The organism is Epibacterium sp. HA2-3, from assembly GCF_055693725.2.
The window spans coordinates 49,617-69,726 of record NZ_CM172490.1; the positions used below are offsets into that span (position 1 = coordinate 49,617).

The 20,110-nt window shown below is 60.2% G+C and carries 19 protein-coding genes; 12 read left to right on the forward strand and 7 right to left on the reverse strand.

Annotated features, from left to right (window positions below; translation table 11 throughout):
• Positions 1-66: 66 nt before the first annotated feature.
• Positions 67-555, reverse strand: a complete 489-nt coding sequence (locus tag ACZ1HH_RS00225; protein ID WP_472636996.1) for a DUF3576 domain-containing protein — start codon at positions 553-555, stop codon at positions 67-69.
• A gap of 281 nt (positions 556-836) precedes the next feature.
• On the opposite strand from ACZ1HH_RS00225, the gene ACZ1HH_RS00230 reads away from it, so the two are divergent.
• The gene (locus ACZ1HH_RS00230; protein ID WP_011537418.1) at positions 837-1,781 is read left to right on the forward strand and encodes a porin; all 945 of its coding nucleotides are present in this window, start codon (positions 837-839) and stop codon (positions 1,779-1,781) included.
• Between the two features lie 118 nt (positions 1,782-1,899).
• Positions 1,900-2,556, forward strand: coding sequence for a YggS family pyridoxal phosphate-dependent enzyme (locus tag ACZ1HH_RS00235; protein WP_011537419.1), 657 nt, complete (start codon positions 1,900-1,902; stop codon positions 2,554-2,556).
• Here ACZ1HH_RS00235 and ACZ1HH_RS00240 read toward each other — a convergent pair.
• Together ACZ1HH_RS00240 and ribA are read right to left on the reverse strand one after the other, a co-directional pair.
• Positions 2,548-3,048: a L,D-transpeptidase family protein gene (locus ACZ1HH_RS00240; RefSeq protein ID WP_472636997.1), complete on the reverse strand. Its 501-nt coding sequence runs from the start codon at positions 3,046-3,048 to the stop codon at positions 2,548-2,550. The two genes, ACZ1HH_RS00235 and ACZ1HH_RS00240, sit on opposite strands and share 9 nt — an antisense overlap.
• Positions 3,045-4,133, reverse strand: a complete 1,089-nt coding sequence (gene ribA, locus ACZ1HH_RS00245) for a GTP cyclohydrolase II (protein WP_472636998.1) — start codon at positions 4,131-4,133, stop codon at positions 3,045-3,047. The genes ACZ1HH_RS00240 and ribA overlap by 4 nt, the downstream gene beginning before the upstream one ends.
• Before the next feature lie 169 nt (positions 4,134-4,302).
• On the opposite strand from ribA, the gene ACZ1HH_RS00250 reads away from it, so the two are divergent.
• Entirely contained in the window at positions 4,303-4,989 is a 687-nt protein-coding gene (locus ACZ1HH_RS00250; RefSeq protein WP_011537422.1) for a response regulator transcription factor, read from the forward strand.
• A gap of 138 nt (positions 4,990-5,127) precedes the next feature.
• On the opposite strand, the gene ACZ1HH_RS00255 is transcribed toward ACZ1HH_RS00250, so the two are convergent.
• Positions 5,128-6,246 carry a TauD/TfdA family dioxygenase gene (locus tag ACZ1HH_RS00255; RefSeq protein ID WP_472636999.1) on the reverse strand — a complete coding sequence of 373 codons (1,119 nt, stop codon included), beginning with the start codon at positions 6,244-6,246 and terminating at the stop codon, positions 5,128-5,130.
• 318 nt (positions 6,247-6,564) lie between these two features.
• Here ACZ1HH_RS00255 and ACZ1HH_RS00260 point away from each other — a divergent pair, with 318 nt between their 5' ends.
• The 4 genes from ACZ1HH_RS00260 (at position 6,565) to ACZ1HH_RS00275 (ending at position 9,366) form a co-directional block, all read left to right on the forward strand.
• Complete coding sequence (locus ACZ1HH_RS00260) at positions 6,565-7,353, forward strand: exodeoxyribonuclease III (RefSeq protein ID WP_472637000.1); 789 nt, start codon at positions 6,565-6,567, stop codon at positions 7,351-7,353.
• Positions 7,354-7,576: 223 nt separating this feature from the next.
• Positions 7,577-8,512 (forward strand): tetratricopeptide repeat protein, encoded by a 936-nt coding sequence (locus ACZ1HH_RS00265; RefSeq protein ID WP_168610683.1) that lies wholly within the window; start codon positions 7,577-7,579, stop codon positions 8,510-8,512.
• 27 nt (positions 8,513-8,539) lie between these two features.
• A complete protein-coding gene (locus ACZ1HH_RS00270; RefSeq protein WP_487320324.1) occupies positions 8,540-9,184 on the forward strand; it encodes an LON peptidase substrate-binding domain-containing protein in 645 nt (214 codons plus the stop codon).
• A complete protein-coding gene (locus ACZ1HH_RS00275; protein ID WP_011537427.1) occupies positions 9,181-9,366 on the forward strand; it encodes a Trm112 family protein in 186 nt (61 codons plus the stop codon). Before ACZ1HH_RS00270 ends, ACZ1HH_RS00275 begins: the two co-directional genes overlap by 4 nt.
• A 19-nt stretch (positions 9,367-9,385) precedes the next feature.
• On the opposite strand, the gene ACZ1HH_RS00280 is transcribed toward ACZ1HH_RS00275, so the two are convergent.
• The gene (locus tag ACZ1HH_RS00280; RefSeq protein WP_472637001.1) at positions 9,386-10,612 is read right to left on the reverse strand and encodes a UbiH/UbiF/VisC/COQ6 family ubiquinone biosynthesis hydroxylase; all 1,227 of its coding nucleotides are present in this window, start codon (positions 10,610-10,612) and stop codon (positions 9,386-9,388) included.
• A gap of 223 nt (positions 10,613-10,835) precedes the next feature.
• Between ACZ1HH_RS00280 and ACZ1HH_RS00285 the strand changes: the two genes are divergently transcribed.
• From ACZ1HH_RS00285 to ACZ1HH_RS00300, 4 genes are all read left to right on the forward strand, one after another.
• Positions 10,836-12,167: an amidase gene (locus ACZ1HH_RS00285; RefSeq protein ID WP_487320325.1), complete on the forward strand. Its 1,332-nt coding sequence runs from the start codon at positions 10,836-10,838 to the stop codon at positions 12,165-12,167.
• A 108-nt stretch (positions 12,168-12,275) separates the two neighbouring features.
• The gene (locus ACZ1HH_RS00290; protein WP_168610173.1) at positions 12,276-13,454 is read left to right on the forward strand and encodes an aminotransferase class I/II-fold pyridoxal phosphate-dependent enzyme; all 1,179 of its coding nucleotides are present in this window, start codon (positions 12,276-12,278) and stop codon (positions 13,452-13,454) included.
• A gap of 119 nt (positions 13,455-13,573) precedes the next feature.
• Positions 13,574-16,621: a DNA translocase FtsK gene (locus tag ACZ1HH_RS00295; protein ID WP_487320326.1), complete on the forward strand. Its 3,048-nt coding sequence runs from the start codon at positions 13,574-13,576 to the stop codon at positions 16,619-16,621.
• Between the two features lie 67 nt (positions 16,622-16,688).
• Complete coding sequence (locus ACZ1HH_RS00300; protein WP_011537432.1) at positions 16,689-17,285, forward strand: LolA family protein; 597 nt, start codon at positions 16,689-16,691, stop codon at positions 17,283-17,285.
• A 58-nt stretch (positions 17,286-17,343) separates the two neighbouring features.
• Here the strand turns inward: ACZ1HH_RS00300 and ACZ1HH_RS00305 are convergent, their stop codons facing one another.
• Positions 17,344-17,931 carry a transglycosylase SLT domain-containing protein gene (locus ACZ1HH_RS00305; RefSeq protein WP_168610171.1) on the reverse strand — a complete coding sequence of 196 codons (588 nt, stop codon included), beginning with the start codon at positions 17,929-17,931 and terminating at the stop codon, positions 17,344-17,346.
• 230 nt (positions 17,932-18,161) lie between these two features.
• Here ACZ1HH_RS00305 and hspQ point away from each other — a divergent pair, with 230 nt between their 5' ends.
• Complete coding sequence (gene hspQ, locus ACZ1HH_RS00310) at positions 18,162-18,488, forward strand: heat shock protein HspQ (protein WP_011537434.1); 327 nt, start codon at positions 18,162-18,164, stop codon at positions 18,486-18,488.
• A gap of 37 nt (positions 18,489-18,525) precedes the next feature.
• Here the strand turns inward: hspQ and ACZ1HH_RS00315 are convergent, their stop codons facing one another.
• Positions 18,526-20,103 (reverse strand): gamma-glutamyltransferase family protein, encoded by a 1,578-nt coding sequence (locus ACZ1HH_RS00315; protein ID WP_472637004.1) that lies wholly within the window; start codon positions 20,101-20,103, stop codon positions 18,526-18,528.
• Between the last annotated feature and the right edge of the window lie 7 nt (positions 20,104-20,110).

Consider the following 20,110-nt stretch of genomic DNA (forward strand, 5'->3'; position numbering starts at 1 on the left):
AACGCCGGGCTTTAGACCCGGCGCTTCTGATACGTGGTATTCGTGTTGGGTTCCAGTGCAGAGGCGTCAGATCTTCTTGTCGGCCATGCGTAGTTGGCGCGCGCGAGAGAGAATCGCATCCTCAACAGCGCGTGCGGTCGCGGAGCTGACGGCGCCACCGCGGCTCTGGAGCGCGACATTCAATGCGCGCGCTTCAAGAGCAGGGTCTTTGATGTGAATCGTCGCGCGATATGCGCGACCGCCACCCGGGGGCGTGCCATATCCGGTGATGATCACACCGGTGAAGGGATCGACGGATTGAACAGGCAAGAAATCCAGAACCTCCAGGCTTGCGGCCCAGAGATAGCGATTCACCTGAACACGCTGTTCGCTTCTGCGCGGCCCGAAGGCTTCCCAGATCGTAGTCTTGTCGTCGTTGGCTTCGCGGCCTTCGCCCGCAAGGACGATGGTATCTGTGTCATTGACCTCTGTGCTGGTGTCCAATGACCGAAATGCACCGCAGGATGCTGTGACAGCCAGCGCTGAAAGAAGGAAAAAGGTCTTGATACCACGCATGTTGACCGTGCCCGCTCCTGAATTTGCAGTTGGACTACTCCTAGACAAGCGGGCATGCGCCAACAAGCCTATTCTTTAAAGACTATCTCCTGCTGCCTTTTGCAGAGTGGCTCGGGGAAAACGACTGTGACCTTGATGCATCATTTGGTTGATGAATGGTTTTCAGCTTTCAGCACCTACTTGCTTCATGACCCCCTTTCGAGCGAGAGGATGTGCGTACTTGAGGAGCGAAGTGGCGTCAGCCGATTGCTTCTTTGGAAATTCAAACCCGAGGGAAAACCATGAAAAAGATTCTCTTCGCTTCGACCGCACTGGTCGCGACTGCAGGCGTCGCAGCAGCAGAACTGACCATCGGCGGCTCCGCCCGTTTTGGTCTGGCATACGACGAGTCCCAAACTGAAGAGACCCGCATCGAACAGCGTATGCGCGTCAACATCACCGGCATCGCGGAAACCGACGCTGGCGTGAAACTGGAAGCTCGCTTCCGTCTCGAAGCCAACGAAGACTCCCACGCGAACGACATCTCCGGTCGTGGCCCGGGCGCAGCTGGCTTCGCAGTGTCCTACGGCGGTCTGCGTGTTGACGTTGGTAACGTCTCCAACGTTCTCGACTCCGGTGACCAGGTTGACTACTACGGCTACGGCGTTGGCTTCACCTCCTTCCTGGAGCACAATGCCAACTTCAACGGCCCGGCAACCGGTTTCGGTGCTGGTAGCCAAGATGCGACCACCATCAAAGCACGCTACAACGTTGGCGACTTCTCCGCATCGCTCTCCTACAAAGAGACCCGTGCGCAGGCAGCAGTTGCAAACGCACCCGGCGTTCTGGGCTCCACCGCAGTTGCAGCTGACGAAGAGTGGCAGCTGGGTCTGGGTTACACCCTGGCAAACGGCATGGCGATCGGCGCAGTTTATTCTGACACCGACTCCTCCGGCGACTACTGGGTCATCGGCCTGAACGGCACCGCCGGTGCAGTTGGCTACTCCGTAATCGTGGGTGACGGCGACAACCAAGCCGACGCTTCCTTCGGTGCGTCCATCAACTACGAAGTGTCCTCCGCGACCTCCATCCGCGCTGTTGTTTCCGACGGTGGCGCAGCCAACGCAGACACCTCCTACGGCCTCGGCTTCCGCCACGGTCTCGGCGGTGGTGTGACCCTCGCAGGTGGTGTTGGTTCCAAGAACGACAACACCCTGGCAGACCTCGGTGTGTCCTTCTCCTTCTAATTGGAGAACGGAACCACTCGGTTCTTGGGGCGGGCTCTTCGGAGCTCGCCCTTTTCTTTTGTGCGTAAACAGTGTTTTGTCCGGCCCAACAGTATTTCCAAAGTGAAACGAGGCCGAGATGTCGCTGAGTGAGATCAAATCCCGCATTGCCGCTGCCGAATCTGCCGCTGGACGCGTGCCCGGGTCGGTGGAATTGATTGCCGTATCCAAAGTGCAGCCCAACGAACGTGTTGAGGCAGTGTTAGAGGAAGGCCACCGCTGCTTTGGCGAAAACCGTGTGCAAGAGGCCGCAGGCAAATGGCCTCAGTTTCGTGAAAAGTTCACTGGCGTGGATCTGCACCTGATCGGGCCGCTGCAGACAAACAAGGCGCGACAGGCGATGGAACTGGTGAATGTGATCCACTCAGTTGACCGGCCGAAGCTCGCAAATGCCTTGGCGCGATTGGCGCAGGAACTCGGCCATTGTCCGGATCTTTTCATCCAGGTGAACACCGGAGAAGAAGAACAAAAGGCCGGTATCTTGCCTCAGGATGCAGACGGCTTTGTTGCGGAATGCCGCAAGCTGGATCTGCCGATCAAGGGGCTCATGTGCATCCCGCCCGTGGATGAAGAGCCGAGCCTGCATTTCGCGCTCCTCGCCAAAATGGCAGAGCGCAACGGTTTGAACGGGCTTTCCATGGGGATGAGCGGAGACTTCGAGAGCGCCATCGCGCTGGGGGCGACCCATGTGCGTGTTGGCTCCGCGATCTTCGGGGCGCGTGCCTATTCAGCGTGAGCCAACTATCAATTGGGCACCGGGGCGCAGGCGTTCAGCGATCCAGCGCAGATTCTGACGGGAAAAGGCAATGCACCCCTCGGTAGGGTAGCCGGGTCTGCGCCACTGGTGCAAAAAAATCGCCGAGCCCCGCCCTGAGGTCGCTTTGGGCCAGTTCCAATCCGTGAGCAGCACCAGATCATATAGTGGATCTGCCCGGCGCAGGCGCTCGTGGCTGAAGGCGTAGGGTGCGCGCACCATCTGGTTGTAGTCGTGCGCCTGCGTGTCATCCGACCATAGATCACCGGGCAAAATCGGGCGCGCCCAATCTTGGGGTGCCGAGATCCGGTCAGGACGATAGAGCATGCCACTGATGCGATGCGTCCCCACAGGTGTTGCCCCGTCCCCTTCGCGTTTCGCCGTCGAAAGTCCGCCCTTGCCGATTGTACAGGGCAGAAGCCGACCCATGAAACGCAGGCCCTTCGGTGTCAGAACCAGGTCTGCGGGGCTCATAGCATGTGGCCTGATTTTGCAGCCTTGGTCGCGAGATAGTGACGGTTAAACGCGTTCTCACCGACCTTAAGCGGTACGCGTTCGACAACGGAAATCCCGGTTTTCTCCATCATGGCGATCTTGCCGGGATTGTTGGTCATGAGGCGCACGGAAGAAAACCCAAGTTCGCGCAAAATCGACGCGCCAAGGCGAAAATCGCGCTCATCATCCTCAAAGCCAAGGCGATGATTGGCCTCGACTGTGTCAAATCCCTGATCTTGAAGGGAATAGGCGCGCATCTTATTGGCCAGCCCGATGCCGCGGCCCTCTTGGTTGAGATACAGAAGGATGCCCGCGCCCTCTTGGCCCATGTGACTCAATGCACCGCGCAGCTGCGGTCCGCAGTCACATTTCAATGATCCCAACACATCACCGGTGAAACAGGCTGAGTGTAGCCGCGCCAAGACCGGCTGGCTCCGATCCGGGCGACCGATCTCGATCGCATAGTGTTCCTCGCCGCCATCTTCTGGGCGAAAGATATGCAAGCGACCTGCCTCGGAGGCCTCCATGGGCAGGCGCGCGGCCGCAACCGGGTGGAGGGGCGAGCTGGTATTCAGCAGAGGCTCGGCTGCGGACTGCGGCAGCAGGGTCAGGTCGTGTTTCAGCGCAAAGTCACCAGCATTCTCAAGCGCGACGTAGGCGATCGCAGGCAGAAGACGGGCGGATTTTACCATTGCTATTGCAAGGCGCGGCAGGGACGCATCGCCTTCGCGCTCACTCAATAGGGGGCCTTTCATCGGGGTCTCGAGATCATCCGCAGGGTCCGCCAGCGCCTGAACCCAGGCCAGGCCTGCGTCGCTGGGCACCGTGACGCGCGCAATATCATTGTCATAAACGCGCGCCTTCAGCGTAGCCGCCCGCCGTGCAGTCAGCGCCAGAGTCACTGGGCCGAGGCTGCGCAGATCCGTAAGCCGCTCCGGGCTGAGACTCTCGACGGAAATGGCAAGAATGGCGCTCTCACCGGTGGTCAAGATCACCGGCAGTCCCATCCTCAGATCCATTCGGGCGCGGGCGATCCGCTCCAGCATTGTCGGCATTAGGCTCATCAGGTCTTCGTCCCGGCTGTAACATCAGGAGCTTACTCCTATGCTCAATTGCTGCAAAAGTGAAATATTTCCGCGTCTGCGGACACGTCGACGTGAAGCTGACGCTGCAAAGCTTGTTCTTTTGTGAGCCTGGGCACATCTGTCAAAGCAAGACACCAGGAGAGATACGATGGCCCAGTTGAAGAAGATCCTGCTCGTCGACGATGACGAGGACCTGCGCGAGGCGCTGAGCGAACAGCTTGTTATGACCGAAGATTTCGACGTCTTCGAGGCCGGCGATGGTCAAGGAGCGATGGAGCGCGCGAAGGAAGCGATCTATGACCTGATCATCCTCGACGTGGGCCTGCCAGATACGGATGGGCGTGAGCTTTGCCGCCTGATGCGCAAGCAAGGGGTTAAATCCCCGATCCTCATGCTGACCGGTCATGACAGCGACGCCGACACCATTCTGGGACTGGATGCAGGCGCAAATGACTATGTGACCAAGCCGTTCAAGTTCCCGGTGCTGTTGGCGCGTATCCGGGCCCAACTGCGCCAGCACGAACAATCGGAGGACGCGGTCTTTGTGCTTGGCCCCTATACTTTCAAGCCTGCGATGAAGATCCTGATCACCGAAGACGAGCGCAAGATCCGGTTGACCGAGAAGGAAACCAATATTCTGAAGTTCCTCTATCGCTCCAACAATGGGGTGGTGCCGCGGGATGTCCTGCTGCACGAGGTCTGGGGCTACAATGCGGGGGTGACGACGCACACGCTCGAGACCCATATCTACCGCCTGCGCCAGAAAATTGAGCCCGATCCGTCGAATGCGCGGCTTCTGGTGACGGAATCAGGCGGTTACCGTCTCGTGGCCTGAGCCACAGTCAAAGTCGAGAAGGTCTGAGCCGCATCGCGACCGCAACAGGACTTCGAGAGATCCCGCGCATATCCGGGTCACGATATGCATCCTCCCTGTCGGACTGGCCGGGCTTCGCGCCCGGCCTTTTTTGTGGCCTCACTGCCCGCGATGCAGAACGCGCAGTCGGCTCTCGAACTCCCCGCGGTCCACATAGCATCCATGCAAGTGCCGATACCCGGTCTGAGGATCAAAGGCCTCGCGGCCATGCAGGACACGCCTGTTGTCAAACACAACCATCTCGCCACCTTTGAGCTTGAGCGTCACGAGGTAGTCGGTTGAGCGCGTCAGGATCATGAATTTCCGGTATGCGCGGTAGTAGCGCTGCATCAGCGCGGGCTCTAGGTCAAATATATCCGCCAAATGGGCATTGAAACAGATCTCGATCACGCGCCCGTCCTCATCCAGCGTGATGACCTTTTTGCGGTTTCGGATGTCGGTGTCCTGATCGTGGAACCGAAACGGCACCGAGACGGTCGCTAGAAGCTCAAAACTCTCGGGATCATCCAGGCGCAGGTCTTCGGCAATGGCATATCCATCGCAAAACAGAGAACCACCGCCCCTGGCCTCGTTCGCAAGACAGTGCAGGAACTGAAACCCGGGCGGCAATTCCTGGTTGGTCAGATCCGTATGCAGGGGCAGCGCGATCGGAGTATAGGCGAGATTGTTGGGGTTGGGTTTGGATTTGACCTCGAAGGTCACGCCAAAGTTGGTTTGGCGCAAAAAGCCGATACGGCGTGCCACATCCATGCCCGCCTCGGTGCTGTCCGCAAGCCCCTCGACGATGGAGATCCCATAGATTTGGGTCTGTTCCAGCCATGTCCGCAGGGCAAGATCTGAGCTCAGGATCTCTTGTGCTGTGGCGCGCGGAATTCCGGCTGCACCCAGGTCGCAGCGCCAGTGCTGAAACCCGGTGCGGGCGGGGTCCGCAGTGCGTGTGCCCGGCACATAGCTGCGCAACCAATTCAGGTCAAAGCGGCTGGTGGCGGAATCAGCGCCTTCCCAGTGGATGAGAAGCTGAGAGCCGTTCAGCTCGACATCTGCCACCGTAATGTCTGGCGATATTGCAGAAAGATCGGTGATCCGTTCCTGCGTGTCAGGGTGAAACCCTTCCGGGTCGTTGTCGCGCAGCCAGATATAGGGGTACTGCGCCGTTGTTCCGTCGGAAAACGAGAGGAGAACGCAAGCGTTCTGTGGCTGCAAAGCGGCCTGTGCCATGAGAAACCTCCTGGCGTTAGATATGTCGTGTGTAAGAGCGGTCTGCGCCTTAGCGCACAGCGGCGCGACCCGGTGGTGGCCACCAGTCATAGGCTTTTTTGTAAGGGTGCCCGGGGCGTTGCCCCAATCGCGGTGCCATGGACCGGCCTGTCCTCACAGAGTTACAGTTCTCCGCTAAATCTAGAATATGAGACCGTCCATTTTGCAAGGGTTTTCGTGGCGCTTCGATTGTGCAGGAAACCACAGCAGAGCCACTGGCATCTCCCGCGCGGCGCAGGCAATATTCGCCCAACCACTTACCACAGATTGAGAGCCCGCATGTCCTTTACCCTTGCCACATGGAACATCAACTCCGTGCGTCTGCGCGAACCGATCGTTGTCAAGCTGCTCGAAGAGGAAGGGCCGGATGTTCTCTGTCTTCAGGAGTGCAAGAGCCCGGTGGACAAGATCCCGACGGAGGCCTTTCGCGCGCTGGGCTACGAGCATATGATCGCGCGGGGTCAGAAGGGCTATAACGGCGTGGCGATCCTGTCGCGCCTGCCGATTGAGGACGTCGGCGACAAGGATTTCGCCAGCCTTGGTCACGCCCGCCATGTTGCGGGTCGGCTGGAGAACGGTGTCACAATCCATAACTTTTATGTCCCGGCCGGAGGCGACGAGCCCGACCGCGAAAAGAATGTGAAGTTTGGCCAGAAACTCGACTACCTCACGGAGATGCGGGATTGGTTCCATGCGGAGCGTCCCGAGAAGTCGGTATTGGTCGGTGATCTCAACATCGCGCCGCGCGAGGATGACGTGTGGGATCACAAGAAGCTCTTGAAGGTGGTGAGCCACACGCCCGTTGAGGTGGAGCATCTGGATCAGGTGATGGACGCGGGCGGATGGGCCGATGTGACACGCAAGGACATCCCCGAAGGGCAGCTTTATAGCTGGTGGAGCTATCGGGCAAAGGATTGGGATGCGGCTGACAAAGGGCGTCGCCTCGATCATGTATGGACAACGGCGGATATTACCAATGCCGCCCACTCCAGCCGGATCTTGCGCCATGCGCGCGGCTGGGAGAAACCCAGCGATCATGCGCCGGTCTTTGCCACCTTTGATCTCTGATCCTCGCAAGGCGACCGCCGCGCTCTTATCCGGCGCTAAGCAGTCGGCGGGAAGCTCCCGCCAAAAATGCGCACCCAGTCGGGTGCGCATTTTTGTTGGGCTGGGCGCCGCACCTGTGGTGCGGCGGGGCAAGGCGCGCATTTTGGGCTAAACTCATCCCTTGGTTTTCCGCCGCTGAAATCGCATATAGGGCGCAAGCAAGACTCGAAAGGAGTGCAGAGCAATGATGGACATTCTGGGCGGCGGCGCAAGCGCGGCACCTGCAGGCGATCTCATCAAGGATGTGACCGAAGAGACTTTTATGGCCGATGTGGTCGAGGCCTCGATGGACGTGCCAGTTGTCGTGGATTTCTGGGCGCCTTGGTGTGGCCCGTGCAAGACGCTTGGTCCGATGCTGGAAACCGCAGTGACCAAGGCCAAAGGCGCGGTCAAGATGGCCAAGATCAACGTCGATGAAAACCAGCGCCTCGCGGCAGCGCTGGCCCAGCAGGGCCTGCCGTTGCAGTCGATCCCAACGGTTGTCGGTTTCTATCAGGGCCGCCCGGTAGATATGTTCCAGGGCGCTCTGCCGCAGTCGGAGATCGAAGCCTTTCTGCAAAAGATGGCCGAAGCCGCTGGTAGCACCGCAGATGGCGGGCTGGGCGAAGCATTGGAAACCGCAGAGCAGATGCTCGAAGAAGGCGCGGCCGCCGATGCTGCACAGGTCTTTGCCGCAATCCTTGGCGAAGACGACAAGAACGCTGCGGCCTATAGCGGACTAGCGCGGTGCCACGTGGCCATGGGCGAGCTCGATCAGGCCGAGGCAGTGCTGAATGGCGCTCCGGCGGAGATCTCCACCGCAGCCGAAATCGAGGCAGCACACGCACAGATCGAACTGGCGCGGCAGGCTGAAAACGCAGGGCCGGTGGCAGAGCTGCGTGCGGCGGTCGACGCCAACCCGGACGATCACCAGGCACGTTTTGACCTGGCGCAGGCGCTGCACGCGGCGGGGGACGCCGAGGCGGCCGTGACCGAATTGCTGGAGCTGTTCCGCCGCGACCGTGAGTGGAATGAAGGGGCTGCAAAAGCGCAGCTGTTCACCATTTTCGAGGCGCTCAAACCCAACGATCCGGTTGTGCTCAATGGCCGCCGCAAGTTGAGCTCCATGATATTTGCCTGAGCCGTTTGCGGCGCTAGGTTCTCTCTCATGATAAAAGCCGCAGACCTGCCGGAGACGATCCCCGTCTTCCCTTTGCCCGGAGCGCTCCTGCTGCCTCGGGCAAAGCTACCTTTGCATATCTTCGAACCGCGTTATCTCCAGATGCTGGAGGACGTGCTTAAGACACCGAACCGCGTCATTGGCATGATCCAACCGAGCCATGCCCGCAACGCGGATGGCTCGGGGCTGCATGCCATAGGGTGTGCCGGGCGTGTGACCCAGTTCTCCGAGACCGAGGATGGTCGATATTTCATAACCCTCAGCGGTCTGTCCCGCTTTCGGGTCAAGGAAGAGATCGAAGGTTTCACCCCCTATCGCCGTTGCGCTGTGGATTGGGCCGGGTTTGATATGGATCTGGGCCCAGCGGAATGTGATGATGGTTTCGATCGCACAGCCCTGATGGGGCTCCTTGGGCGCTATCTCGATGCGCGCGGGATGTCGACGGATTGGGGCGCGCTTGATGAGGCCGGAGACGAGCTTCTGGTGAACTCGCTTTCCATGCTGCTCGATTTCGAACCCGAAGACAAACAGGCGCTTTTGGAAGCGCCAAGCCTGTCGACACGGCGGGAAACGCTGGTCACATTGATGGAGTTTGCCCTGCGTGGCGGCTCTTTAGAGGAAAAACTGCAATGAATGAAACGACACCCGCCTTTGATCGGCATATGCTGGAGGCGCTGGTCTGCCCGGTGACGCAGACCGTTCTGGAATATGATGCCGAGGCGCAGGAGCTGGTGTCGCGCGCGGCCAATCTTGCTTTCCCAATCCGCAACGGTATCCCCGTGATGCTGACGGATGAGGCGCGCCCGCTTGAATAACCTGTCGGTACGTGGGCGCTCAGAGCGGGCGCCCGCGCAACAGGCGCGGCAAATCTCCCGCAAGTCCTGCCGCTTCGCGCACAAAACCTCGGCGTAGGCCAGGCAGTGCATTTGTGAGGCCAAGCCCCAGATCTCGGGTGGCGCGCAGGATAGGATTGTCGTTTGAAAACAGCTTGTTGAACACATCTGTCGCTAGCGCGAGAGAGGTGGTGTCGAACCTGCGCCACTGTTGATAGCGCGCCAGAACCAAGGGGCTGGCGAGATCCTCACCGCGCCGCGCTGCATCGGTCAGAACTTCTGCAAGGCTGGCGATGTCGCGCAGCCCCGCATTGAGTCCCTGGCCCGCGATCGGGTGCAGCCCATGCGCCGCATCGCCCACCAAGGCCAGTCGCTCGCCATAAAAGGCATTGGCAAGGCTCAATTTCAGCGGATAGCTGAAGCGCTTGCCCTCCAAATCGATCTCTCCGAGGAAAGACCCAAACCGGGGGCGCAGCACCGAGAGGTAGTCCTGATCCGAAAGTGCCTGAATGCGCGCTGCCTCGGCATGAGTCTCACTCCAGACAATAGAGCTGCGATTGCCCGGCAACGGCAGAATTGCAAGCGGCCCCGGCGGCATAAAGAACTGATGGGCAATGCCGTTGTGAGGTTGCTCATGTGAGATAGCGCAGACCAGTGCGGTCTGGCCGTAATCCCACCCGGTGCGCTTGATGCCAGCGCGCGCGGCGGTGCCGCTTTGACGTCCATCGGCGCCGACCAAAAGCGCGCCCGAGAGCTGCGTGCCATCTTCGAGAGTGACGGTGATGGCATCCGCACTCACGGTCTGTGCGATCACAGGCTGGCCCGAGATCTGGGTGATTTTTGGCTCGGCCTCTAATGCTTCCAGAAGGGCGCGGCGCAGGTAGCGATCTTCGACCATGTAGCCCATGGGGCCCTCGTCGAGGTCGCTTTCCTCAAAATGCAGGAAAAGCGGCGAAGGGCCGCGACCGGCAACGCCGTCGCTGACCTTGATCTCGTTCATCGGTTGAGCGTGATCCTCGATACCTGCCCAGATGCCGATCTGTTGCAGGAGCCGCGTCGAGGCAAGCGCCAGAGCATAGGAGCGGCCATCAAATTCTGCGTCCTCGCGCAGGGGCGCCGGGAGCGCGTCGATCAGGGTCACAGAATGGCCAGCCTGTGCCAGCGCAAGAGCAAGCGACGGACCATTCAGGCCTCCGCCCACAATCAGGATATCACGCGTATCAGTCATGCCTCGCAATATGCGCTGCCTTGGGGGATTGTCCATGCTGTTGTCGTGCCATCGCACAGAGGCATGCTGCCGCAGCCCGCCGATCGCGTGGTGCCTGTCACACCTTCAGTGTCTTGGTGCGCCATTGTGGGGCCGAGCGGGATTGTGCGCGTGGGGTGCTCTCGCTACGGTGGCCGCAATTGACACTCTACCCTTTCAGGGGACCCACAAAGAGGCACAGGTGATGCAGGACTGGCTGACCATGAGCGCGGCGCAATTGGGGCGCGGGATCGCCGCCGGAGAGATCGACCCGGTGGCACTGACAGAGACCTATTTGACGGCGATCGACGGCCATCCTGAGACAGCGCGGATCTACACAAAAGTCACCCATGACCGCGCACGCGCCGAGGCCAAGGCCGCGCAAGAGCGCGCAAAAGCCGGCTTGCGCCGCTCGCCGCTCGATGGGGTACCGATCAGCTGGAAGGATCTTTTTGACAGTGCCGGGGTGGAGACCGAGTCCGGCTCGGATCTCCTCAAAGGACGGATCCCCGATACCGACGCGCTGGTGCTGGACACAGCTACGGCGCTGGGTTCGGTGTGCCTTGGCAAAACACATATGAGCGAGCTGGCCTTTTCTGGTCTTGGCCTCAATCCGATCAAGGCGACCCCGCCTTGCGTGAATGATCCCGAGGCGGTTCCGGGCGGGTCTTCCTCGGGCGCGGCAGCCTCTGTGGCCTTTGGGCTGGCGGCAGGGGCGATTGGCTCTGATACCGGCGGATCAGTGCGAATCCCATCGGCCTGGAATGATCTCGTGGGGCTCAAGACCACTTCCGGGCGGGTGAGCCTTGAGGGCGTTGTGCCCCTGTGTCTGAAGTTCGACACCATCGGCCCGCTGGCGCGCAGCGTCGAAGATGCGGCCTTGATGCTGGCGCTCATCGAAGGCTCTGCCACGGCGCCAGATCTTGAGGGCACGACGGTCGAGGGCAAGCGCTTTGCGGATCTACGCACGGTGGCGCAGGATGATCTCGCACCCGAAGTGGCCAATGCTCATGCGGCCGCCCTTGATAAGCTGCGCGAGGAAGGGGCAGAGATTGTTCCGCTCGAGGTGCCAGAGTTGCCAGATGCGATGGCGCTCTCTGCTATCCTTTTCACCACCGAAGCCTACGGCCTGTGGAAAGACGTGATCGAGGCCTCTCCTGATCTGATGTTCCCCGAGATACTCGCCCGCTTTCGCTCTGGTGCGGAGTTTTCGGGCTCTGATTATGTGGCGGCCTGGGCCAAGCTTGAACAGGTGCGGATGGCCTGGGATCAGGCGGTTGCGGGCTTTGATGCGGTGCTGGCCCCGGCAGCGCCGATCCTGCCGCCCAATCTTGCACGGCTTCAAAGCGATCACGATTACTACGTCACCTCGAACCTGATGGCGCTCAGGAATACGCGGATTGGCAACTTGATGGGCGTCTGCGCGTTGTCGTTGCCCACAGGCACGCCAAGCTGTGGTTTGCAAGTGATCGGCCAGCCCGACTGCGAAGAGGCGCTTTTGCGCATCGGTGCTGGCGTCGAAGCGGCACTGGCCTGAAAGACACAACTGTTGCACCCGCGCCATCAGCGGGTGGACGCATGCCCCTTTGGCCTGTAACTTACGGATCAAACGGGGCGATTACGATCCCGGTATTGAGGCACAGACATGAAGTTTCCCGAGCGGTTTGCCCATCTGCCGCCCTACGCGTTCCCGCGTTTGCGTGCGCTTCTTGACCATCACGCGCCTGGTGGCGATGTGGTGCAATTGACCATTGGCGAACCAAAACACGAATTCCCCGCATGGGTGACGGATGTGATCGTAGAGAATGCCTCCGCGTTCAACAACTACCCGCAAAACGAAGGCAGCGATGCGCTGCGCGGTGCGATGGCCGACTGGGCAGCGCAACGCTATGGTGTGACGCTTGATCCTGCGACACGCGTGATGGCGCTGAACGGTACCCGCGAGGGTCTGTACAATGCGGCGATGGCGCTATGCCCCGAGGAAAAGAACGGCCAGCGCCCGGTGGTGCTGATCCCGAACCCCTTTTATCAGGTCTATATGATCGCGGCGATTTCGGTGGCGGCAGAGCCGGTCTTTGTGCCAGCAACCGAAGAGACCGGCCATCTGCCGGATTATGCATCGCTGCCCGAAGAGGTGCTGAACCGCACCGCGATCGCCTATATCTGCTCGCCCGCAAACCCGCAGGGGGCCGTGGCCTCGCGGGAGTATTGGCAGCAGCTTTTTGCGCTTGCAGAAAAATACGACTTCAAGGTCTTTGCGGATGAGTGCTACTCGGAGATCTACCGGGACACTGCACCGGTTGGTGCACTCACCGTTGCCGATGAAATGGGGCTTGATCCCGAACGCGTGGTTCTGTTCAACTCGCTATCCAAGCGGTCCAACCTGCCGGGGCTGCGCTGTGGTCTTCTGGCTGGTGGACCAGAGACGCTGGTGCAGGTCAAGAAATTGCGCGCCTACTCCGGTGCGCCCATTCCTGGCCCCTTGCAGGCGGCGGCAGCAAAGGTCTGGGCGGACGAGGTCCATGTCGCCGAGAACCGCGCGCTCTATCAGGAAAAATACCGGATCGCGGACGAGGTCTTTGCGGGTCTCAATGGCTACATGTCACCCGAAGCGGGCTTCTTTTTGTGGTTGCCGGTTGAAGATGGCGAGGCTGCAACCCTGAAGCTTTGGCAGGAGACAGGTGTACGGGTCTTGCCCGGCGCGTTCCTGGCCCAAGGAAAGGGGGCGGAAAACCCCGGCCACGGATATATCCGCGTGGCGCTGGTTGCGTCCGAAGAGCAAACCCGCGCATCACTGCAGATGTTGCGCGATTGTCTCTACTAGACTGATAGGAATGCCTGCTTCCGACACAGCGGGGGCAGGCCAAAAGCAAGACGAAACACCGGTGGGGCTGATCCAAGAGCGAAACAGCCGATGCCCCACACGAGCGAACCGAGGTAGGCATGGCATTTCAAACCCGCAGCAGGAATCCCCTCCTGGACAGCAACATGCAGGCGGCCATTGAAAAGCGCGGCAAGGAGCTGATCGGCCTTGTGCTGATTGGCGTTGGCCTGATGGTGGCGGCGATCATCGGCTCTTATACGCCTGATGACAGCAACTGGATGGTCTCCACCGATGCGCCCGTGCAGAACTGGCTCGGCCAGACTGGCGCGACGATTGCGTTTTTGCTGATCACGTTTCTGGGCAAGGGCGCCTGGGCGATTTCGGTGTTCCTCTTTGCATGGGGCACGCGCTTTTTGTTGCACAAGGGGGAGGGACGCATTCTGTGGCCCGCCTTGATGCTGGTGTTCTGGCTCATTGTGGTCGCACTCCATTTCGAAACCCTTGTGCCGGACGAAGAATGGCGCGCCTTCCACAACGCCGGCCTTGGCGGCATGATCGGAAATACGGCGCTTGGGGCGCTGCTGGCGCTATTACCGTTTGGGTTGGCTTTTCTGGTGAAATCGCTGTCGTTCCTGACCGCCGTTGCGATGATTGCGCTTGGGGCCTTTGTGCTTGGGTTCTCTCGTGATGAGCTGAAGCGCATCGGGCGTTTCCTGCTCCTGGGCGTGCTGTTGGCCTATGACATGATCGCGCGGCTTTTGGGCCGTGGTGCCAGCGGGGGGCTTCAGGCCGCGCGCACTTGGCAACAGCGTCGTGCCGAGCGCCGCAGCAATGCGGCTTATGACGATGATGCGCTGGTCTACAGCGATCCGGTGGAGCCTGCAGCGTTTACGCGCGCCGAGCCCCAGTTTGGCTTACATGCGCCTGCGCCCACACCTGAGCCTCACCCGGAGCCTGCGACCTCGACCGAGGACCGCGGCGGGCTTTTCAGCCGCGCGACCAACCTCATTCGTCGCGCCGAGCCGGTCGAAATGCCCGAGCCGGAATTGGTAGAGCCGCAGCCGGTTGCCGATGTGGAGCACGCGCCCGGTGACGAACGGATCGCACAGAAAATTGCGAATGCGGTCCGCATCCGGCGCGCTCAGGCCCTGCCGCCAGAACAGGATCCGAACCTGCCGCTGACCAAGGGACGCGGTAAGCGTCCCGAGCCGTTGATCTTCAATGCGCCAGCACAGGAAGCTACGACAGAGCCGCCGCTCTCGGCACCAGTGCAGCAGATCCCGGCTGCGCCGACCATCACCAGCGTGATCCCGCAGGCGCCCCAGGTCGAGGATACGGTTTCCGGACCCAATGAAGCGTTTTTTGTGGACGAGGTCCCGACCGAAGATCTGCCGCAGGACCCGGTCAGTTCCAACACCGCCGCACCCGAAGCTGGACCCGCGCCTGCCGCAGGGTCCGCACCGCGTGTGCAGATCACGCCCCGTGTCGATCCGACACCGGCTGCGCCCGTATCTGAACCCCGCGCGGCTATGGCTATTCCGGTTGCAGAGCCGCGCAAAGCCGTGGTGGAGCAGCCCCAGCGTAAGCCGCTTCAGCCTTCGACCCGTGCCAAGGCCGAGGCGCAACCGAACCTGTTCAAAGAAGAAAACAGCGATTTTGAACTGCCGCCGCTCTCGCTCCTGACGAACCCGACGGCAATCGAGCGCCATCATCTCAGCGATGAGGCGCTTGAGGAAAACGCCCGCATGCTCGAGACAGTTCTGGATGACTATGGCGTCAAGGGCGAGATCGTCTCGGTCCGCCCGGGGCCGGTCGTCACGATGTATGAACTGGAGCCTGCGCCGGGACTCAAGGCCTCGCGTGTGATCGGTCTGGCGGATGACATCGCCCGTTCGATGTCGGCCCTTTCCGCGCGCGTCTCCACCGTGCCGGGCCGGACCGTGATCGGGATCGAACTGCCCAACGAGAACCGCGAAAAAGTGGTGCTGCGCGAGATCCTCGCCAGCCGTGACTTTGGCGATGGCAATCAGAACCTGCCGCTGGCGCTGGGCAAGGATATTGGCGGCGACAGCATGGTGGCCAACCTCGCCAAGATGCCGCACCTGTTGATCGCGGGGACCACCGGTTCCGGTAAATCCGTTGCCATCAACACCATGATCCTGTCGCTTCTCTACAAGCTCACGCCCGAAGAATGCCGCCTGATCATGATCGACCCCAAAATGTTGGAACTGTCCGTTTATGACGGAATCCCGCATCTGTTGTCGCCGGTTGTGACCGATCCGAAAAAGGCGGTGGTGGCGCTCAAGTGGGTCGTGGGCGAGATGGAAGACCGCTATCGCAAGATGTCCAAAATGGGCGTGCGCAATATCGCGGGCTACAATGGCCGTGTGTCCGAGGCGCTGGCCAAGGGCGAGATGTTCAGCCGCACCGTGCAGACGGGGTTTGACGATGATACCGGCGAGCCCGTGTTCGAGACCGAAGAGTTCGAGCCCAAGAAACTGCCCTATATCGTCGTGATCGTTGACGAAATGGCCGACCTGATGATGGTTGCGGGCAAAGAGATCGAAGCCTGCATTCAACGTCTGGCGCAGATGGCACGAGCCTCGGGTATTCACCTTATTATGGCGACGCAGCGCCCGTCCGTGGATGTGATCACTGGCACCATCAAGGCCAACTTCCCCACCCGGATTTCCTTCCAGGTGACCTCCAAGGTGGACAGCCGCACCATCCTTGGCGAGATGGGCGCCGAGCAGCTCCTCGGGATGGGCGACATGCTCTACATGGCCGGTGGCGCCAAGATCACCCGCTGCCACGGCCCGTTTGTCTCGGACGAAGAGGTCGAGGAGGTGGTGAACCATCTCAAACAATTCGGCCCGCCAGACTATGTGGGCGGTGTCGTCGAAGGTCCCGATGATGAAAAGGCCGACAATATCGACGCCGTGCTGGGTCTCAATACCGGGGGCAACACTAATGGCGAGGATGCGCTTTACGATCAGGCGGTGGGAATCGTGATCAAGGATCGCAAATGCTCCACCTCCTACATCCAGCGCAAGCTTGGCATCGGGTATAACAAGGCCGCGAGGTTGGTGGAGCAGATGGAGGAAGAAGGTCTCGTCTCTGCCGCAAACCACGTCGGGAAAAGGGAAATTCTGGTTCCCGAGCAATAGGCGATAAAAGGCCGGGCGGGGTGCCCGGCCTCTTCACATCAGATTTCAGACGCATATCTTTATATACATGAAACAGTTTGTCTTTGCCCTTGCGCTTGGCGCAACCTCGCTTGCGTCGGCTGCTGCATCCGCGGCCGAACAGCTGAGCCTCAATGAGATCTCGGCCTATCTCAACAGCTTTGCCACCGCGAAGGCAGATTTTACGCAGGTGAATGACGACGGCAGCTTGTCGACCGGCACGCTCTATCTGCGTCGCCCCGGCAAGGTGCGGTTTGAATACGCTGACAATGCTGGGCTGGTGCTGGCAGAGGCCGGGACGGTGGCGATCATGGATCCCAAATCCAACCAACCGCCAGAGACCTACCCGCTGAGCAGGACGCCGCTTTCGATCATTCTGGCGCGCAATGTGAACCTAGCGCAGGCCAATATGGTGGTGGGACACGGCTTTGACGGGGTGTCCACCGTGGTGCGCGCCCAAGATCCCAAGGCACCAGAGCATGGCAGTATCGAGATGATGTTCACCGACAACCCGGTGCAGCTTCGCAAATGGGTCATTCACGGTGGTTCAGGTGAGGAAACCACCGTCATTCTTGGCGAGATGCAGACTGGGTTGTCTTTCCCGTCGAGCTTGTTCAGCATCTCCCGTCCAAAACGCGACCGCTGAACGTTACAAAGCCCCGCACCCATAAGGCGCGGGGCTTTGTTTTCATCAAGTCAATTCCTCAACGGAACTTGCGGCAATTGCTCAGCTGCACCTGATAGGCGTTCGAGCGCGCCTCGACCTTGTTTGCCACGTTCAAAAGCCATCCCTTGCTGCGGTAGGTGCCGCGTGCATAGCCGGTGTGGCCCTCATGATAGGCGAGATACTGATTGCGAGCGTCCGAGAGCGGGATGCCGTTTCGCTGCAGACTGCGGGTCATGTACCAGCCCATGAAATCGGTGGCGTCCTCGATGCGATCCCGTCGCGCCCTGCGGCGCCCGGTATCATCCTTATAGTCTTCCCAGGTGCCATCCAGAGCCTGACCGTAACCATAGGCGCTCGAGATGCGGCCCATCGGAATGATGCCGAGCGCGAACCTATGTGGGGTGCGCGCATTTCCGACAAAGCGGCTTTCTTGATGGATTGTGGCCATCTGGACATGGACCGGGATTCCCCAACGGCGCTCGGTATTCTTGAACGCGCGCAGGTAGTTGGGGCGTTCCGTCACAATACTGCAGGCATTGTCCAGATCCCGAGGCGGAGAGTTATACCCTCCACCACAGGCGGCCAATGCCAACAACAGCGCCAGGGCACTTATGATTCTGCTCATTGCCTCTGCCTTTTGATTTTTGCTGCAGTTTAGCCAATCCGCCTGACAGAGAAAATCCCTTTTGAAATCCGACCATATTTCGCGCGGAACTTGGGAAAGGCGTTTGAAAATATCGGTTTGCCGCACTGTGAGATATGGCCGGACAGACTGTTTCTGCAAAATCTCGCTGCCAAGGTTGGACATTCACGGTCAGAAAACGCTAGTACAGGGGAAGAAGAGGGCCGACAAACATGCTGAAAACGCGCGCAAAATATAATCTTGGCCAGGTCGTCCGTCATCGCAAACACCCGTTCCGCGGTGTCGTTTTTGATGTCGATCCCGAGTTTGCAAATACCGAAGAATGGTACGAGGCAATTCCCGAGGACAGCCGTCCTGCAAAAGAGCAGCCCTATTATCATCTGCTGGCTGAAAACGAGCAGACCTATTACGTTGCCTATGTTTCAGAGCAGAATCTTGTGGCCGATTATTCCGGCGAACCCGTGACCCACCCGGATCTGCACGAGATGTTCACGGGCTTTGATGACGGCAATTATCAGTTGCAATACCAGTTGAACTGATGGGGACGCCGGGTGTGGCCCGGCATCCCGCGTGGTTTTAGTAACCGAGCGCGCAACCATCCTTGCGTGGATCGCTTGCACCCTCCAACACACCGGTGTCGTGAATGTGGATCGCCTGCGAGCCGCCGATTGCGGTGGTCGGGGTTTCCACCTTGTGGCCCATCTCCGTTAGTTCGGCGCGGACAGCATCGCTGTATCCGCGCTCAACGTTGAAGACGCCGCGATCGGTAAAGGCGCGGGGGGCGTCCATGGCCGCCTGCGGCTCCATGCCAAAGTCACGCAAGTTGGAGACAAACCGGGCGTGGCCATTGGGCTGGTATGCGCCGCCCATTACGCCAAATGGCATGGTGATGCGCCCGTTTTCGGCCAGCATGGCCGGGATGATCGTGTGCATCGGACGCTTGCCGCCTGCAAGCTCGTTGGCGTGCCCGTCCTCGAGGCAGAAACCCGCCCCTCGGTTCTGCAGAAGGATACCGAATTTATCGGAGGCAATCCCGGAGCCAAACCCATGAAAAATAGAATAAATCAGCGAAACGGCCATGCGGTCCTTGTCGACCACGGTGATGTAGATGGTGTCTTTGTGGACTGCTTCGCTGATGTCGGCGGGCGACGCCATCGCGCGTTTGGGGTCAATTAGCGCGGCCAGCTTCTCAGCGGTTTCCGGCGCCAACATGTAATCGAGACGCGACATATGGTCGGGGTCGGCGAGGAACCGGTTGCGCGTGTCATATGCCAGCTTGGCTGCCTCGGCCTCGATGTGGGCGCGCGCGGCACCAAAGGGATCCATCCCCGCGATGTCGAAATGCTTCAGGATGTTGAGCATCAGGATCGCCGTTGCCCCTTGCCCGTTGGGTGGATGCTCCAGCAGGTCGACCCCTTTGTAGTGCCCCTGGATCGGGTCGGTCGCGGTGGCTTGGGTGGCTGCAAAATCCTCGGCGGTGTGCACCCCACCCCGTGTGGTGAGGGCTGAAATCATGTCTTCTGCGATTTCACCGCTGTAGAACGCGTCGCGCCCGTCGCGGGCAATGCGGCGCAGCACTTCGGCCTGGCCGGGGGCGCGGAAGATCTCTCCGACGCGCGGCACGCGCCCGTTGATCAGGTAGGTGTCGCGTGCGCTGCCCTGCAGTGTTTCGGCGTCGTTGCCCCAGTCGAAGGCCACGCGCGGTGCGACCGGCACGCCTTCCTCGGCGTAGTGGATAGATGGCGCCAGGAGCGCATCGAGGCCAAGTTTACCTTCGGTTTCAGAGAGATGGCAGAATGCATCAATCGCACCGGGCACGGTCACGGCATCGGCACTGTTCAGCGGCACCGCCTCCAGGCCACGAGCGCGCAGATCTGCGGCCTGTGCAGCCTTCGGGGCACGACCTGATCCATTCAGCGCCCGCACGGTTGTTTCGCCCGCGCGATTGTAGAGCACAAAGCAGTCGCCACCGATTCCGGTCATTTGCGGCTCACAAATCCCCAAAAGAACGGCGCCAGCAATCGCGGCATCCATGGCGTTGCCGCCGCGTTTTAACACATCCACCGCAACCTGAGCGGCCAGCGGGTGGGACGTGGCACATAGGCCATTTTGCGCAAAGACCGCAGAGCGGCCCGGTGTCTGGAAATCACGCATTCCTGTT

What these genes read in the sequence shown, in the direction of transcription:
- ACZ1HH_RS00225 (WP_472636996.1), bottom strand. Translation starts at nt 555, where the DNA reads ATGCGTGGTATCAAGACCTTTTTCCTTCTTTCAGCGCTGGCTGTCACA.
- ACZ1HH_RS00230 (WP_011537418.1), top strand. Translation starts at nt 837, where the DNA reads ATGAAAAAGATTCTCTTCGCTTCGACCGCACTGGTCGCGACTGCAGGC.
- ACZ1HH_RS00235 (WP_011537419.1), top strand. Translation starts at nt 1,900, where the DNA reads ATGTCGCTGAGTGAGATCAAATCCCGCATTGCCGCTGCCGAATCTGCC.
- ACZ1HH_RS00240 (WP_472636997.1), bottom strand. Translation starts at nt 3,048, where the DNA reads ATGAGCCCCGCAGACCTGGTTCTGACACCGAAGGGCCTGCGTTTCATG.
- ribA (WP_472636998.1), bottom strand. Translation starts at nt 4,133, where the DNA reads ATGAGCCTAATGCCGACAATGCTGGAGCGGATCGCCCGCGCCCGAATG.
- ACZ1HH_RS00250 (WP_011537422.1), top strand. Translation starts at nt 4,303, where the DNA reads ATGGCCCAGTTGAAGAAGATCCTGCTCGTCGACGATGACGAGGACCTG.
- ACZ1HH_RS00255 (WP_472636999.1), bottom strand. Translation starts at nt 6,246, where the DNA reads ATGGCACAGGCCGCTTTGCAGCCACAGAACGCTTGCGTTCTCCTCTCG.
- ACZ1HH_RS00260 (WP_472637000.1), top strand. Translation starts at nt 6,565, where the DNA reads ATGTCCTTTACCCTTGCCACATGGAACATCAACTCCGTGCGTCTGCGC.
- ACZ1HH_RS00265 (WP_168610683.1), top strand. Translation starts at nt 7,577, where the DNA reads ATGATGGACATTCTGGGCGGCGGCGCAAGCGCGGCACCTGCAGGCGAT.
- ACZ1HH_RS00270 (WP_487320324.1), top strand. Translation starts at nt 8,540, where the DNA reads ATGATAAAAGCCGCAGACCTGCCGGAGACGATCCCCGTCTTCCCTTTG.
- ACZ1HH_RS00275 (WP_011537427.1), top strand. Translation starts at nt 9,181, where the DNA reads ATGAATGAAACGACACCCGCCTTTGATCGGCATATGCTGGAGGCGCTG.
- ACZ1HH_RS00280 (WP_472637001.1), bottom strand. Translation starts at nt 10,612, where the DNA reads ATGACTGATACGCGTGATATCCTGATTGTGGGCGGAGGCCTGAATGGT.
- ACZ1HH_RS00285 (WP_487320325.1), top strand. Translation starts at nt 10,836, where the DNA reads ATGCAGGACTGGCTGACCATGAGCGCGGCGCAATTGGGGCGCGGGATC.
- ACZ1HH_RS00290 (WP_168610173.1), top strand. Translation starts at nt 12,276, where the DNA reads ATGAAGTTTCCCGAGCGGTTTGCCCATCTGCCGCCCTACGCGTTCCCG.
- ACZ1HH_RS00295 (WP_487320326.1), top strand. Translation starts at nt 13,574, where the DNA reads ATGGCATTTCAAACCCGCAGCAGGAATCCCCTCCTGGACAGCAACATG.
- ACZ1HH_RS00300 (WP_011537432.1), top strand. Translation starts at nt 16,689, where the DNA reads ATGAAACAGTTTGTCTTTGCCCTTGCGCTTGGCGCAACCTCGCTTGCG.
- ACZ1HH_RS00305 (WP_168610171.1), bottom strand. Translation starts at nt 17,931, where the DNA reads ATGAGCAGAATCATAAGTGCCCTGGCGCTGTTGTTGGCATTGGCCGCC.
- hspQ (WP_011537434.1), top strand. Translation starts at nt 18,162, where the DNA reads ATGCTGAAAACGCGCGCAAAATATAATCTTGGCCAGGTCGTCCGTCAT.
- ACZ1HH_RS00315 (WP_472637004.1), bottom strand. Translation starts at nt 20,103, where the DNA reads ATGCGTGATTTCCAGACACCGGGCCGCTCTGCGGTCTTTGCGCAAAAT.